Annotated in this window: 15 protein-coding genes; 8 read left to right on the top strand and 7 right to left on the bottom strand. The window is 59.1% G+C overall.

Annotated elements, in window-relative coordinates; all coding sequences use genetic code 11:
* Positions 1-308 precede the first annotated feature (308 nt).
* Positions 309-2,090, bottom strand: coding sequence for a sensor histidine kinase (locus ACL2XG_RS07570; protein WP_413722446.1), 1,782 nt, complete (start codon positions 2,088-2,090; stop codon positions 309-311).
* Positions 2,090-2,740, bottom strand: a complete 651-nt coding sequence (locus ACL2XG_RS07565) for a response regulator (RefSeq protein ID WP_413722447.1) — start codon at positions 2,738-2,740, stop codon at positions 2,090-2,092. Before ACL2XG_RS07565 ends, ACL2XG_RS07570 begins: the two co-directional genes overlap by 1 nt.
* Before the next feature lie 669 nt (positions 2,741-3,409).
* Between ACL2XG_RS07565 and ACL2XG_RS07560 the strand changes: the two genes are divergently transcribed.
* From ACL2XG_RS07560 to ACL2XG_RS07525, 8 genes are all read left to right on the top strand, one after another.
* Complete coding sequence (locus ACL2XG_RS07560; protein ID WP_410015713.1) at positions 3,410-3,958, top strand: PTS glucitol/sorbitol transporter subunit IIC; 549 nt, start codon at positions 3,410-3,412, stop codon at positions 3,956-3,958.
* Positions 3,959-3,973: 15 nt separating this feature from the next.
* Entirely contained in the window at positions 3,974-4,999 is a 1,026-nt protein-coding gene (locus tag ACL2XG_RS07555; protein ID WP_413722448.1) for a PTS glucitol/sorbitol transporter subunit IIB, read from the top strand.
* 23 nt (positions 5,000-5,022) lie between these two features.
* The gene (gene srlB, locus ACL2XG_RS07550) at positions 5,023-5,385 is read left to right on the top strand and encodes a PTS glucitol/sorbitol transporter subunit IIA (protein ID WP_413722449.1); all 363 of its coding nucleotides are present in this window, start codon (positions 5,023-5,025) and stop codon (positions 5,383-5,385) included.
* Between the two features lie 25 nt (positions 5,386-5,410).
* Positions 5,411-6,190 (top strand): sorbitol-6-phosphate dehydrogenase, encoded by a 780-nt coding sequence (gene srlD / locus ACL2XG_RS07545; protein WP_413722450.1) that lies wholly within the window; start codon positions 5,411-5,413, stop codon positions 6,188-6,190.
* Positions 6,191-6,250: 60 nt separating this feature from the next.
* Positions 6,251-6,610 (top strand): transcriptional regulator GutM, encoded by a 360-nt coding sequence (gene gutM, locus ACL2XG_RS07540; protein WP_413722451.1) that lies wholly within the window; start codon positions 6,251-6,253, stop codon positions 6,608-6,610.
* A gap of 99 nt (positions 6,611-6,709) precedes the next feature.
* A complete protein-coding gene (srlR, locus tag ACL2XG_RS07535) occupies positions 6,710-7,483 on the top strand; it encodes a glucitol operon DNA-binding transcriptional repressor SrlR (RefSeq protein ID WP_410015708.1) in 774 nt (257 codons plus the stop codon).
* Complete coding sequence (gene gutQ / locus ACL2XG_RS07530) at positions 7,476-8,441, top strand: arabinose-5-phosphate isomerase GutQ (RefSeq protein ID WP_413722452.1); 966 nt, start codon at positions 7,476-7,478, stop codon at positions 8,439-8,441. Before srlR ends, gutQ begins: the two co-directional genes overlap by 8 nt.
* A gap of 224 nt (positions 8,442-8,665) precedes the next feature.
* Entirely contained in the window at positions 8,666-9,088 is a 423-nt protein-coding gene (locus ACL2XG_RS07525) for a DoxX family protein (protein ID WP_413722453.1), read from the top strand.
* A gap of 43 nt (positions 9,089-9,131) precedes the next feature.
* On the opposite strand, the gene ACL2XG_RS07520 is transcribed toward ACL2XG_RS07525, so the two are convergent.
* The 5 genes from ACL2XG_RS07520 to ACL2XG_RS07500 form a co-directional block, all read right to left on the bottom strand.
* Entirely contained in the window at positions 9,132-10,421 is a 1,290-nt protein-coding gene (locus ACL2XG_RS07520) for an arsenic transporter (protein WP_410015706.1), read from the bottom strand.
* A gap of 133 nt (positions 10,422-10,554) precedes the next feature.
* Positions 10,555-11,781 carry an MFS transporter gene (locus tag ACL2XG_RS07515; protein WP_410015705.1) on the bottom strand — a complete coding sequence of 409 codons (1,227 nt, stop codon included), beginning with the start codon at positions 11,779-11,781 and terminating at the stop codon, positions 10,555-10,557.
* 59 nt (positions 11,782-11,840) lie between these two features.
* Positions 11,841-12,818, bottom strand: a complete 978-nt coding sequence (locus ACL2XG_RS07510) for an ABC transporter ATP-binding protein (protein ID WP_410015704.1) — start codon at positions 12,816-12,818, stop codon at positions 11,841-11,843.
* A complete protein-coding gene (locus ACL2XG_RS07505; protein WP_410015703.1) occupies positions 12,815-13,852 on the bottom strand; it encodes an ABC transporter ATP-binding protein in 1,038 nt (345 codons plus the stop codon). Before ACL2XG_RS07505 ends, ACL2XG_RS07510 begins: the two co-directional genes overlap by 4 nt.
* Before the next feature lie 4 nt (positions 13,853-13,856).
* Positions 13,857-14,711, bottom strand: coding sequence for an ABC transporter permease (locus ACL2XG_RS07500; RefSeq protein WP_413722454.1), 855 nt, complete (start codon positions 14,709-14,711; stop codon positions 13,857-13,859).
* Positions 14,712-14,775 lie beyond the last annotated feature (64 nt).

Here is a 14,775-nt window from a genome sequence, read left to right as displayed (position 1 = left end):
GGTATATCTGTTGGGTAATCTTGTTTTGCTTTTATTTTTTTGATGCATTAATAATGAAAATACCATTAAAACCATTAACAAGATTAAACCTATTACAGGTAAAATGATTTGCATTTTATCACCTAGTGCAATATTAACGTAATCTAACTATGCTGTGTATCTAATGATATAACCTGCAGTAAACGCAGCATGCCCACAACCTGCCGCGCAATGTGCGGCAACCAGCATCCTACTGATGCAAAGTGTACGTAATCAAGGGTGGGGGCGCATACCCTGTTTACGGTATTCTCCTGATTATAATAAAGACGCTAGCCCAAAAACGGCAGATATAACGCCACTTCGGTACCCCCCGGTCCACCCTGTACCCTCAGGCGCACGCCAAGCTTACTGGCGCGCGCATGCATGCCCGCCAGTCCGCGCGAACCCGGCCGGATAAGATCGGGCAGCATGCCGTGGCCGTCGTCGGCGACCCGCACCATGACCTCATCGCCTATCGGTTTGACCTCGATGCGGATCCGGGAAGGCTGCGCATGTTGCAGCGCGTTATTAATGGCTTCCTGCACAATTCGCAGTATGGACAGCGCCGACGCCGGCGTCAGGTAGTTTAGGGCGGGAATGGGCGCCACATCCCATTCCAGGGCAATGCCCAGCGCCCTCAGGCGCGGCTGCAGCCGAAAGCGCAGGTTGCCCAGCAGCGGCAGCAGATCATGCTCGGCCAGGTCCAGCGAGTCGATAATCAAACGCAGGTCCTGTAACGACTCCTCGATATGGCGGGCCAGTTCCTCCGGGTCGGTGTCGCGGCGGCGCGCCAGGCGCAGCGCGGTTATCAGCTGCGCTCCCATACCGTCGTGCATGTCCTGCAGGATGCGCGCGCGTTCGGCGATAATTGCCGCGCGCTTTTCGATCTGGCTGCCTTCACGATCGATGATAAACCGCTCGGCAAAAAAATAGATCATGACAAAACAAAACGGCAGCGCGCCGACAAAACTCCAGCGAAAACTGTCCCAAGGCAACCATTCCATAATAATCAAATAAGACTGGGCGACGCTGAGCGTCCATATCAGCGCGGTCAGCGACAGGGCGATAAGCTTTACCGAACGGGTTGACCAGCCCCGCGCCAGCAGCAGGGCGATGGGCACCAGGCGCAGCAGTACGTGGGGCCAGGTTATCAGCCAGGCGCGATCCGTCGCCTTGCCCAGCAGCATCAGCGCCACGACGCTGATAACCGTCAGCAGGGTGAGGCCATGCAGCAATGGGGGGAACCAGCGCAGCCGCGCGCCGCAGAGGCGATAACCCGCCACGCACAGCGCCCAATACATAATGGTGGTGATCATCACCCGCAACCCTTCCTGGGCCCCGAGGGGAATAGCCAGGTCGGCGAGATAGGCGAGCAGCGTGGCCAGCGAGGCCAGCAGGGCGAATTGGATGATGAACACGCGCTTTTGCCGCCAGGTGTAGGCCACCAGGAAACACAGGGAACCGGCAATCAGCACCAGAAGGACATAGGGGACGATGACCTGCAAAAGATACCGCTCAAACCACAGGTCACGCAGCGCCAGCGCGGGCCCCAGGCGGATGGCGGAAAGCCCGCTGCGCAGCGCGCTGTCCCCTTCCAGCCTGACGGCCAGCTCATTGGCGCCGCTGCGGAACAACCCGACCGGCAGCACGATATATAATGGCGATTCCTTCATGGGTTCAACGTGGCGGCCAGCGGCATCGTTGAAACGCACGCCCGGGTTAAGCAGCGAACCGTTAAGCCAGACTTCCCCGGCCACTGATAGATGCGGCAGGTATAAGGCCAGCGGCTGCGCCGGCGGCGCGTCAAGATGGAAATCCAGCCGATACCAGGCAATGCCGCTAAACGCCGGGATGCGCAGACGCCAGTTATCCGGTAATGCTACCGTCTCGCCATGCCGTGCGGGCGGCGTGGCATCGCGGCTGTAGATAAACTCCGCGCGATCCAACAGCCGCGTTGCCAGCGCCGCGTCGGCGCCGCCGGCCGGGGAAGAAGACGCACCCGCAGGCGGGGTCAGGCTTAGCAGCAGCGCCAGCCCGGCCCACAGCCCGCGTCGCCGAAGGAGCGGGCGCATTAGATCAGGCCCTGGTTCCGCGCCTGGATAATGGCCTCCACGCGATTATGAACGGCCAGTTTGCTATAGATATTCTTGATATGGGTGGCGACGGTATGCGTCGAGATATTCAGCATGCGTGCGGATTCCGCCACGGTAAAACCCTGGGAAATATGCCGCAGGATATCGATTTCCCGCGTCGTCAGGCCATCCGGGCGCACCGCGGCGCTGGATTTTTCCGCCGGTTCGAACCGTTTAAGCAAATGGCGGGCGATCTGCGGCGATAGCGGGGCGCCGCCGGCGTGCACCAGCTCCACCGCCCGGGCGAATTCATCAATGGCGGTATCTTTGAGCAGATATCCGCGCGCGCCGGCCTCGATGGCGCGGATAACATGGGCCTCGTCGCCGAAGATGGTGGCGACCAGCACCGCGGTGCGCGCCGCCTGCTGCTGCAGCGACTTGATCAATTCAATACCGTCGCCGTCATGCAGGCCCAGATCGATGATGGCGACATCGGGATCGGTATGCCGCAGCAACGCCCATGCCTCGCCCAGGGTGGCGACGCTTCCCGCCAGGGTCAGGCGGGGATGGCTTAACACCATGGACTCGAACTCCATGCGCATGGGTTCGTCGTCTTCAACCAGTAAAACCTTAATGCTGGAAGTATTCATGATTACGCCAAGGGGTAGCATTTAAATTAATAAGCCCAAAGAGGATGGGGAATGGTCTGCTCCTGGAGTGACCCTCCTGACACCAGGCCGGTTTAATTATTTTTGGTGATGAAATCGGCGGATCCAGTTTTACATGGAATGGCGGCATTGTGAAGAACCCGGTAACGGCGGGTTAACATTCTTATCGCTATCTTTACTTCATCAGGCTGGCGGCAACGCGTAGTTGAGGCGCATGGCGAGGGGCATCCGGTTGGCGATGATTTTTGTGCGAAATAATCTGCTAATGCTGATGTTGAACTAAAGAGAATATAGCGTTTTATCACCGGCGCAGGGGCAATGTAAAAGCCGTCGCTTTCAGATTAACCTCAAGTGAAAATGTCCGGATGGCGCCGGTATCGGTTTTGGCACTTAACGCGCGCCGTCTTGTTCCTTCTTTTGCCCGTTCCGCCGGCCCCCTCAGGACCCTGATCCCCGCAATGTCATTATCAGCATTTCATTAAGATTACAAAAACGATCAATAATATTTCATTTCAAAAGAAATAACTTTCAAAACGTGACGTATATCTAACAAACCATAACCTAAGTCGCCTATCTTAAGCAGCGCAGTATATCGACGCCCGTATTGCCAAAGGTGCTTTTCCTTGTTTGTACCCCGAAATGGAGAAAATTATGATTGACGTGATCGCCCACGGCGCCGAGTGGTTTATCGGCCTGTTTCAAAAAGGCGGTTCGGTGTTTGTCGGCATGGTTACCGGCATCCTCCCGCTGCTTATCAGTTTATTGGTCATTATGAATGCCCTGATCGTTTTTGTGGGCCAGAGCAGGATTGAACGTCTGGCGCAGCGCTGCGCGGGTAATCCGTTGTCGCGGTATCTGCTGCTGCCGGTTATCGGCACCTTTGTCTTTTGCAATCCGATGACCTTAAGCCTCGGCCGCTTTATGCCGGAAAAATACAAACCCAGCTATTACGCCGCCGCCTCTTACAGCTGCCACTCCATGAACGGCCTGTTTCCCCATATCAACCCCGGCGAATTGTTTGTCTATCTCGGCATCGCCAACGGGCTGACCACGCTGAACCTGCCGCTGGGGCCGCTGGCGGTCAGCTACCTGCTGGTCGGCATGTTCACCAACTTTTTCCGCGGGTGGATAACCGATCTGACCACGTCGATTTTTGAACGCAAAATGCATATCCAACTTGATCAGCATGTCCGCTTGTAATCCCAGGAGAAGGCGATGAATACATTTATCCGTATTGAAAAAGGCGAAAGCGGCTGGGGCGGGCCCTTGCTGATTGAGGCCGTGCCGGGCAAAAAAGTGGTGTACATCACGGCGGGCACGCGTCCGGCGATTGTCGATCGCCTGAGCCGGCTCACCGGCTGGCCGGCGGTGGACGGATTCAAGGAAGGGGAACCGCCGGCGGATGAGATAGGCGTGGTGGTGATTGACTGCGGCGGCACCCTGCGCTGCGGCATTTACCCCAAGCGGCGCATTCCCACGGTCAATATCCATGCCACCGGCCGCTCCGGTCCGCTGGCACAATTTATCCTGGAGGACATTTATGTCTCCGGCGTGCGTGAGCAGAATATCCAACTGCTGGCGGATGATGATACCCAGGCGGCCAACGCGTCGCCGCAGCCGCAGGCCGCCAACGAGCGCGTCAGGGATACCGGCACGGCGGCCAAGGGCGCCGGCCGTGATTACGACACCAGCAAAAAAATTACCGAGCAAAGCGACGGGCTGCTGGCGAAAGTCGGCATGGGCATGGGATCGGTGGTGGCGGTATTTTTCCAGGCCGGGCGCGAAACCATTGATACCGTGCTGAAAACCATACTGCCCTTTATGGCCTTTGTCTCCGCGCTTATCGGCATCATTATCGCCTCGGGACTGGGTGATTTTATCGCCCATGGCCTGACGCCGCTGGCCAATAGCCCCATCGGCCTGGTGACGCTGGCGTTGATTTGCTCCTTTCCCCTGCTATCGCCGTTTCTCGGCCCGGGGGCGGTGATAGCGCAGGTTATCGGCGTCCTGGTCGGCGTACAGATAGGCCAAGGCCATATTCCCCCCCATCTGGCGCTGCCGGCATTGTTCGCCATCAACGCCCAGGCGGCCTGCGATTTTATCCCGGTCGGCCTGTCGCTGGCCGAAGCCAAGCAGGATACGGTCCGGGTGGGGGTGCCGTCGGTACTGGTCGGTCGTTTCCTGACCGGCGCGCCGACCGTTCTGCTGGCCTGGGCGGTATCCGGTTTTATTTACCAATGAAGTCTTTTGATGAGGGTGTTTGTATGCAGACGATTTACCAGACCATCTTTACCCGCGTCGGCGAAAACGCGCGCGAGTCGCTGGCCGACAATATGCTGATTACCTTCCGCGAGGGCGCGCCGGAAGATATCGAGTCCTACTGTTTTATCCACCGCCACGGCGATATGCAGGGCGAGCTGCGGGCCGGCGAGACGCTGACCCTGGCGAACGAGGCGTTCCCCATCACCGCGGTGGGCGACGTGGCGACCAGTAACCTGCGCGAACTGGGCCATATCACCATCCGTTTTGACGGCGCCGGGCAGGCGGAATATCCCGGCACCGTCCATGTCGCGGGACCGACCCCGGCCGATATCCCCGTCGGCAGCGTATTAGCCATTTTGTCTTGATTTATTATTCTGTAGGAGCACGTGTATGAAGCAGGTTGCGGTAGTCATTGGTGGTGGTCAAACCCTCGGCGCCTTTTTATGCGCAGGGTTGGCGCAGGCCGGTTACCGGGTGGCGGTGGCCGATTTAAATGCGCAGCATGCCTGGCAGGTGGCGGCGGATATCAACGCCCGCCTGGGGGAGGGAACGGCATTTGGTTTTGGCGCGGACGCGACGAATGAAGAGAGCGTGACGCGTCTGGCGCAGCAGGTCGACCAGCAGTTCGGCCAGGTCAACCTGCTGGTGTACAGCGCGGGCCTGGCCAAGGCGGCGCCCATCACCCAGTTTGCACTGGTGGATTTTGATCTGTCGTTGCAGGTGAACCTGGTGGGCTATTTCCTGTGCGCGCGCGAATTTACCAAACTCATGATCCGTGACGGCACCGCCGGGCGGATTATCCAGATAAACTCCAAGTCGGGTAAAGTGGGCAGTAAGCATAATTCGGGCTACAGCGCCGCCAAGTTCGGCGGCGTGGGACTGACTCAATCGTTGGCGCTGGATCTGGCGGAGTATGGAATCACCGTTCACTCGCTGATGCTGGGCAACTTGCTTAAATCGCCGATGTTCCAGTCGCTGTTGCCGCAATATGCGAAAAAGCTTGGCCTGCGCGCGGATCAGGTCGAACAGTATTATATCGACAAGGTGCCGTTGAAACGCGGCTGCGAGTATCAGGATGTGCTGAATATGCTGCTGTTTTATGCCAGTGACAAAGCCTCTTACTGCACAGGGCAATCCATTAATATTACCGGCGGGCAGGTGATGTTCTGACCCGCACCCACCCCGCCGGAAGCCTCCGGCGGGGCAATTATTCCTGGAGGAGATGCCCGGATGAGTGCAACGGCGCTGCTGGTGTCAATCGCGATCGTGGCCTGGATAGGCCAGATTATCCTGGGCGGATGGCAAATCCGCAGTTTCAACCGCGCTTTCGACGCCTTGTGCCTGCGGGGACACGTGGGCGTGGGCCGTTCCGCCGGCCGCTTTAAGGCCAGGGTGGTACTGGCGCTGGCTTTTGACGGCGAGCAGCGGGTATGCGATGGTTTTATCCTGCGCGGCATCACGGTATTTGCCCGGCCACGGCGGCTGACGGCGTTAATCGGCCTGTCAAAAGCACAGCTCATTGCGTATGTCATATTTCCGCGCGATCCGGCATTGCAAACCGCGCTGTCTTTAGCGATTGAACCGAAATGATGATATTTTCATTTTAAAAGGTGGTATCTTTCATTTGGAATGGTATTCAAGGTATAATCTCCGTCAGTGGCTATTTCGCCAATCGATTCGGAAATTGTTATGAAACCAAAGCAACGCCATGCGGCAATTCTGGAATACCTGCAAACGCACGGTAAAACGGCCGTGGAGGATCTTGCCAGTCGTTTTGCCACCACGGGTACCACTATACGCAAGGATTTAACCCTGCTGGAAGAAGAGGGGGCGGTTATCCGCACGTATGGCGGGGTAGTATTAAGCCGGGAGGAGGGCGATCAGCCCATCGACCGCAAGACCCATATCAATACCGCCAAGAAAAAACAAATCGCCCGCCGGGCCGCCGGCCTGATTAACGACGGCGATTCCCTGATCTTCGATGCCGGCAGTACCGTGCTGCAAATGGTGCCCTATCTGGCGCAGTTCAATAATATCACCGTGATGACCAATAGCCTGACGATTGTCAATGAACTGGTAGAATTGGATAACGATCAGACCATCCTGATGCCGGGGGGGACTTATCGTAAAAACTCGGCATCGTTTCACGGCAGCCTGGCCGAAGCGGCGTTTTCCCATTTCAGTTTCGATAAATTGTTTATCGGCGCGGACGGGGTGGACCTGAACGCGGGCGTGACCACCTTCAACGAAGTCCACACGGTTAGCCAGGCCATGTGCCGCGCGGCGCAGCAGCTCATCCTGCTGGTGGATTCCTCTAAATTCGGTCGTAAAAGCCCCAACGTGGTCTGCGAACTGGACGCCGTCCATCTGCTGATCACCGATCGCGATATTAACCCGGTGTACCTGGCCGCGCTGCGGGAGAGGGGCATTGAAGTGATGCTGGTGGGAGAAGACGATGAGTGACCGGTTGCTGGCGTACGCGCGGGAAACCCTCGATATCGAGATCGCCGAAGCGCGGCGCCTGCGCGACCGCCTGGACGACAGCGTAACGCGCGCCTGCCGGCTGTTGCTCGGCTGCCGGGGAAAGGTGGTGATTTCCGGCATGGGCAAATCGGGGCATATCGGTAAAAAGATCGCCGCGTCGCTGGCCAGTACCGGCACGCCGGCGTTTTTTGTCCACCCCGCCGAGGCGCTGCACGGCGATTTGGGCATGATAGGCAGCCAGGACGTGGTGGTGTTTATCTCCTATTCCGGCCGCGCCCAGGAACTGAGGCTGATTTTGCCGCTGCTGGCCGAAAGCGGTATCCCGGTGGTGGCCATTACCGGCAACCTTGATTCACCGCTGGCGCAGGCCGCCGCCTGCGTGCTGGATATCAGCGTTGAGCGGGAGGCCTGCCCGATGGGGCTGGCGCCCACGTCAAGCGCGGTGAACACGCTGATGATCGGCGACGCGCTGGCGATGGCGCTGATGCGTTACCGCGGATTCGATGCCGAGCAATTCGCCCGATCGCATCCCGGCGGCAGCCTGGGGGCCAGTCTGTTGAACCGGGTGCATCATGTCATGCGCCGCGACGACCGTTTGCCCAGGATCAAGCAGCAGGACAGCGTGCTGGACGCCATGCTGGAACTGAGCCGAACCGGTCTTGGCCTGGTGGCGGTATGCGATAGCGAAAATCGGGTAGCGGGCGTATTTACCGACGGCGATCTGCGCCGCTGGCTGGTGAAAGGACATGGACTGGACGAGTGCGTCGGGCATGCCATGACCCAGCCGGGCTATCGGTTGCCGCAGGAATGGCGGGCCGGGGCGGCGCTGGCGGCGTTGCACCAGCACCATATCACCGCCGCGCCGGTCGTGGATACCGAGGGACGCCTGGTCGGCGCGCTTAATCTGCACGATTTGCATCAGGCGGGGATCGGCTGACCGGGCGCGGCTATAATCCATCGCGGTATTATTACCCACGGCAGGTTGAACTATTTTCCTCATGCTTTTATTTATCAACCGCGACAATATTGCTGTCGGCGTCATCAGATTAAATAACATGATACTTTTTTGACTATCTCTATCAGTTTATTTGATTAGATGCCGGAGAGGATATCGGGTAACGTAGCCCTACATTGTTACGAATATTATTGAAGATAACCCTTATGCTTACTGCTATTAATAATGGATTTGCACGTTTCGTGGATGGCCCCAACGCGGGTAAGCTTCTGTTACGCTTGACCTTCGGCATACTACTGTTATTTCATGGTTACGCCAAAACCCAGCACGGCGTCGGCTGGATCGCTGATTTATTGCAAAGCCACGGGTTGCCCGGTTTTATCGCCTATGGCGCCTTTATCGGCGAAATTATTGCCCCCATCATGATTATTGTCGGGTTTATGACCCGGCCGGCGGCGTTTATTATCGCTTTTAATCTGCTGGTGGCTACCCTGCTGGTTGGCATGGGGCATTTTTATAAACTCACGGATGTCGGCGCCTGGGCATTGGAAACGGAAGCGCTCTACTTTTTCGGCGGCCTGGTGATTATGCTGATAGGGCCGGGTAAATATGCTGTAATGAAAAACTGATCTTCCGGCGCGACCGGCGAATAGCCGCTGGCCGCGCCTGGCATTAAAAGGGTAACGACAGGCGCAGGGCCAATGCCGCCAGCGTCACCAGCAGTACCGGCAGCGTCATTACCACTCCCACGCGAAAATAATAACCCCAGGAAATGCTCAGATTCTTTTTTGCCAGCACATGCAGCCACAGCAAGGTGGCCAGGCTGCCGATGGGGGTGATTTTAGGCCCGAGATCGCAGCCGATGACATTGGCGTAAATCATCGCCTGTTTAACCACGCCGGTGGCGGTGCTGCCTTCCACCGACAGCGCGCCGACCAGTACGCTGGGCAGGTTATTCATCACGGAAGATAAGAACGCGGTCAGGAATCCCGTGCCGAGCGTCGCCACCCACAGGCCCTGGCTGGCGAACCGGCTTAACAGGGCGGACAGCGCATGGGTCAGACCGGCGTTGCGCAGGCCATACACCACCAGGTACATCCCCAGGGAAAAAATAACGATTTGCCAGGGTGCGCCGCGCAGCACCCGGCCGGTATTGATGGCGCGGCCCTTTTTCGCCACCACAAACAGGATCAGCGCGCCGGCGGCGGAGATCAGGCTGACCGGAACGCCCAGCGGTTCCAGGCCGAAAAAGCCCCCCAACAGCAGGATCAGCACCACCCATCCGGTACGGAAGGTGGCCGGGTCGCGAATGGCATCCTTCGGCGCAGGCAGGCGCGCGACGTCATAGTTTGCCGGTATTTCACGCCGGAAAAACAGGTGCAGCGTAATAAGGGTGGCGGCCACGGCGGCAATATTGACCGGCACCATGACCGAGGCATAGGCATTAAAACCCAGTTTGAAATAATCGGCCGAGACGATATTCACCAGGTTCGATACCACCAGCGGCAGGCTGGCGGTATCGGCGATAAAACCCGCCGCCATGACAAACGCCAGGGTGGTGCTGCGCTTGAACCCCAGCGCCAGCAGCATGGACATCACGATTGGCGTGAGGATAAGCGCTGCGCCGTCATTGGCGAACAAGGCGGATACGGCGGCGCCCAGCAGAATGGTATAGCTGAACAGCAGCCGGCCACGGCCGTTTCCCCAGCGGCCGACATGGAGCGCCGCCCAGGAAAAAAAACCGCACTCATCGAGCAACAGACTGATAATGATAATAGCGATAAAGGTGGCGGTGGCATTCCATACTATCCGCCACACCACGGCGATATCAGCCACCTCTACCACGCCGCTCGCGAGCGCCAGCCCGGCGCCGAGCATGGCGCTCCAGCCGATGCCTAGTCCCTTGGGCTGCCAGATAACCAATACGATCGTGAAGATAAAAATTGTTACAGCCGCAGCCATGGCGCCCCGCTTAATCCGCTAAATAAACAGCGGCGGACAGAACATGGGTTGCCGTAAGGCCGCTGAACTATCGGTAGAATATAACCGCTGGAGGGCGAAAATCCTTTTTTTTTAATCCATCATCCGCAAAATTTTATTTGCTGATGACCCTTAACGGCAGCAGCAGCGGCAGCACGCCGATAAGCAACAGCGCCACGATATTCAGCGCGGGAACGATACCAATACGATCGCCGAGCGCGCCGTAGACGATAGGCATCAGGGCGCCGCAGCCAAGGGAGATGGTATAAAAAATGGAAAAAGCGCGGGTTTGCTGGCCGGGTTTGGCGAGTTCCGCCACGGTGCCGTACAGGATGGAAGACGTGCCGTTTAGCGCGATGCCTAAGGGAATCAGCAACAGATAACTGGCGGTTAACGGGGTAAATAACAGAGCAATAATAAGCGCGGCGGTGAATATTTCACTGACGGCCACGGTGCGTAATACCCCAAGCCTGGGCGCCAGTGCGCCGCAGACTAATTTGCCGCAGGCGCCGCCGATAAAAATGGTGGTCAGCGCGAAGCCGACGCCGGCGGGCGTCGCGCCCTTGGCGGCCAGTAAAAAAGGCAGGAACGTCAGGGTGCCGGCGCGCGTGGCATTATCCAGACTGCCGATAACGCATAAGGAGATAAAGGCTAACCGGCGTCTGGCCTCGGGGACGCGGGGCAGCGGCTGATAGGCGGCGCCTTCCCGTCCCGGCGACGGCGCAACGCCGGCTTGTCCGGCAACGCGTTGGGGCAACAAAAAGCGCAGGCCGACGGCCACCAGGATGCCCGCAACCGCGATGACCCGTACCGACCAGCCCCAGGCGATGAGTAACAATAAACCAGAAATGGCGCTGGGAATCAGGCACTTGCCGACATCGCCGAAAAAGTTATAGGTGCTTAGCGCCAGCCGGGTCTGCCGGACGGTAAAATACTGTGAAATATAGCTTGATGCCAACGGGTGCTGCACGCTGGCGCCCATGCCGCCCACGATAATCAACGCCATCAGCGGCAGGATGCCGCCGGAGAAACCATATAAAAATAACGCCGCGGACAACAGCAGCGTGCCGGCGATTAACAGCCTGCGCTCGCCAAACGCTTTGCCCAGTTCGCCCGCTGGAATCTGCCAGACGGCCAGCGAGCCTGAAAACAGCGTCTTGAGCAGCCCGATTTGCATCATCGACAGGCCGAACTGCTGCTGCCACACGGCAAACAGCAGGTAGTGCATGTCGGTCGCGCCATCATGATATAAATGCGCCAGGCTGGCCGCGCCCAGCACTTTGCGGCCGGCGCGGGCGACCGGTAAAGCCTGTTCAGGGTGGTTATCTTTCACAATGGCCATGACAATCCAGATTGGTTAGAAAACATGCCCGCCCGCCCCGGCGTTGCGGCGCGCGCCGATCAGCCGGCAAGATGGCAGGCAACATGATGCCTGTCGCCGACGCGGCGATCAATCGGCAACTGTGTAAAGCAGCGTGGCATCGCGTGCGGGCATTTGCCGCTGAAGACGCAGCCCCGGCCCGTATGCGGCCCCGTATCGGCGCGGAGGGCGGGCGTGGCGGCGACGGTTTTCAAACGCGGATGCGACGGCGGTATCGAGGCCAGCAGATAGCGGGTATAGGGATGCCGGGGGTCGGCAAACAGCGCATCCGCCGGCGCTTCCTCCACCAGGCGTCCCCGGTACATGACGCCGATGCGATCGGCGATATGGTGCACAACGCTGAGATCGTGGGCGATAAATAAGTAGGCAAGACCATTTTCCCGCTGCAGTTCCAGCAGCAGGTTCAGGATCTGCGATTGAATCGAAACATCCAGCGCCGAGACCGGCTCGTCGCAGACGATAAGCCGGGGATTGAGGATCAGCGCCTTGGCGATGCCCACGCGCTGGCGCTGTCCGCCGGAAAATTCGTGCGGATAGCGTTTGGCGTCCGCCGGGCTGAAACCCACCCTGGCGAGCAGTTGCCCGACGCGGGCCTCGCGTTCGGCGCTATTACCGATACCGTGGATAATTAACGGCTCCGCCACGCTGTAACCGATGGTACGCTTGGGATCCAGGGAGGACAGCGGATCCTGGAATATCATCTGTATATCTTTGCGCAGGGCGCGCAGGGGCGCCGCCGACAGGCTGAAAATATCGCGGCCGGCAAAATCGGCGCGCCCCGCGCTGGCGTCGGTGAGCCGCAGCAGCGTCCTGCCGGTCGTGCTTTTGCCGCTGCCGGATTCACCCACCAAGGCGTAGGTTTCCCGCTCATCAACATGAAAACTAACGTCATCCACCGCGGTGATCCAGCGAGTGCGCAGACCCTGGCGGACTTTGAATTTTTTCGTCAGGTGACTAACGCGCAACAGCGGCGGCGGGTAAACGGCAGTTGGGTTCATAATACTGTTTCCCGGTCGAGTTCTTCGGCTTTCCAGCAGCGAACGGCATGACGCGAAGCCTCCGGGCCGGCGGTCGCGCCGCCATCCCTTATCGCCGCCAGCGGCGGATGACGCCGGCATATGGCGCCGGCAAACGGGCAGCGGGGGGCGAAGCCGCAGCCGGCCGGGCTGTCGGTAAGCGGGGGCACGCTGCCCTTGATTTCCGTCAGCCGGGATTGACGCGCGCCGCGCAGCGACGGGATTGCCGCCATCAAACCCCGGGTATAGGGGTGCCGGGGCCGGTCGAATAAGGTCATGACGTCGGCTTCCTCCACCACTTCACCCAGATACATGACGATTACCCGCTGGCACATTTGCGCGACGACCGACAAATCATGGGTAATCAAAATGATGCCCATGCCGTTGGCGGCCTTAAGCGACTCCAGCAACTGCAGGATTTGCGCCTGAATCGTCACATCCAGGGCGGTGGTCGGCTCATCGGCGATAAGCAGCGCCGGATGGCAGGCCACGGCCATGGCAATCATCACCCGCTGGCGCATGCCGCCGGAAATTTCATGGGGATAAGCGGCGCAACAACGCGCCGGATCCGGGATGCCCACCTGTTCCAGCAGCGCCATCACCCGCGCGGCCCGCTGCCGGCGGGACAGGTCGGCGTGCAGTTGGAGGCTCTCGCCGATCTGGCGGCCGACAGTAAAGAGCGGGTTTAAACTCGACAGCGGATCCTGGAAAACCATCGACAGGGTATTGCCCTGGATGGCGCGCCGCTCGCGCTGCGATAGCGCCAGCAAATCGCGGCCGTTAAAGCGCACGCTGCCCTGCGCCTCGGTGATGCGGGGGTCCAGCAGCCCCATAACGGCTTCGGCGGTGACGCTTTTACCACAGCCGGATTCGCCGATAATGCCCAGGGTTTCATGCGCCTTCACGGCGAAAGAAATACCGCGCACCGGCCTGACAACGCCCTGTTCAGTGGCTATTTTGACCACCAGGTCATTCACCGCCAGCAGCGGGGCGCCGGGTATCATACTGTCTGCCATAACGCTAAGGCCTGTCTCTTAACATGCCCAGCACGCGTCGCGGCAAGGGGCGGATGGTGGGATCCAGCAGGTCGCGCAGGCCGTCGCCGAGGATATTAAGGGCTAAGATCAGGATAACGATCGAGATGCCGGGAAAAAAGGTCATCCACCAGGAGGTAAAGATCACTTTTTTACCCTCCAGCAGCAGATTGCCCAGGCTGGGCATCGGCGCCGGCACACCGGAGCCGAGAAAACTTAACGCCGCCTCGGTAAGAATGGCCACGGAAAAAATAAAGGTGATCTGCACGATAAAGGGCGACATCACATTCGGCAGGATATGGCGCCAGATCATGCGCCCGTCGGTGGCGCCCTGGGCCCTCAGGCCCTCGATATAATTCTTTTCCTTAATCACCAGCGCCGCCGAGCGCACCACCCGCGCGATGGAGGGGATATATACCAGCGACAGCGCCAATACCACATTCAGGGTGTTCGGCCCCAGGATGCCGACGATGGCAATGGCCAGCAACAGGGAAGGGAAGGCAAACAGGCCGTCGCAAACGCGCATGGCGATCAGATCCACCGGCCGGTACCAGGCGGACAGCAGGCCGGTTATCAAGCCGAATACCCCGGCGGCCGCGGTGACCGACATGCCCACCAGCAGGGAGATGCGAATGGCGTAGGCCACGCGCGTCAACACATCGCGGCCAAAGTTATCGGTGCCGAACCAATGCTGCGCGGTCGGGCTTTTTAACCGGCTGAGCGGATCGAGGGCATAAAGATCGTAGGGGCTGAAATACCCCGCGGCCAGCGACAGCACGACCAGCAGCAGCAGTATCACGCCGCCGGCCAGCATCATTTTATGACGCGACAATCCCGTCATGGCGCGGCCCTCCTGGTTGCCATGGCGCGGGCGCCATGCGTTGCGAAAAAGCGGGGTGGCGGCG

The sequence above is a fragment of the Sodalis sp. RH24 genome, assembly GCF_047324145.1.
In the GTDB taxonomy this organism is placed as follows: Bacteria; Pseudomonadota; Gammaproteobacteria; order Enterobacterales; family Enterobacteriaceae; genus Acerihabitans.
Note: the sequence above shows the minus strand (reverse complement) of the source record. Positions and strands in the feature narration are given on the sequence as shown.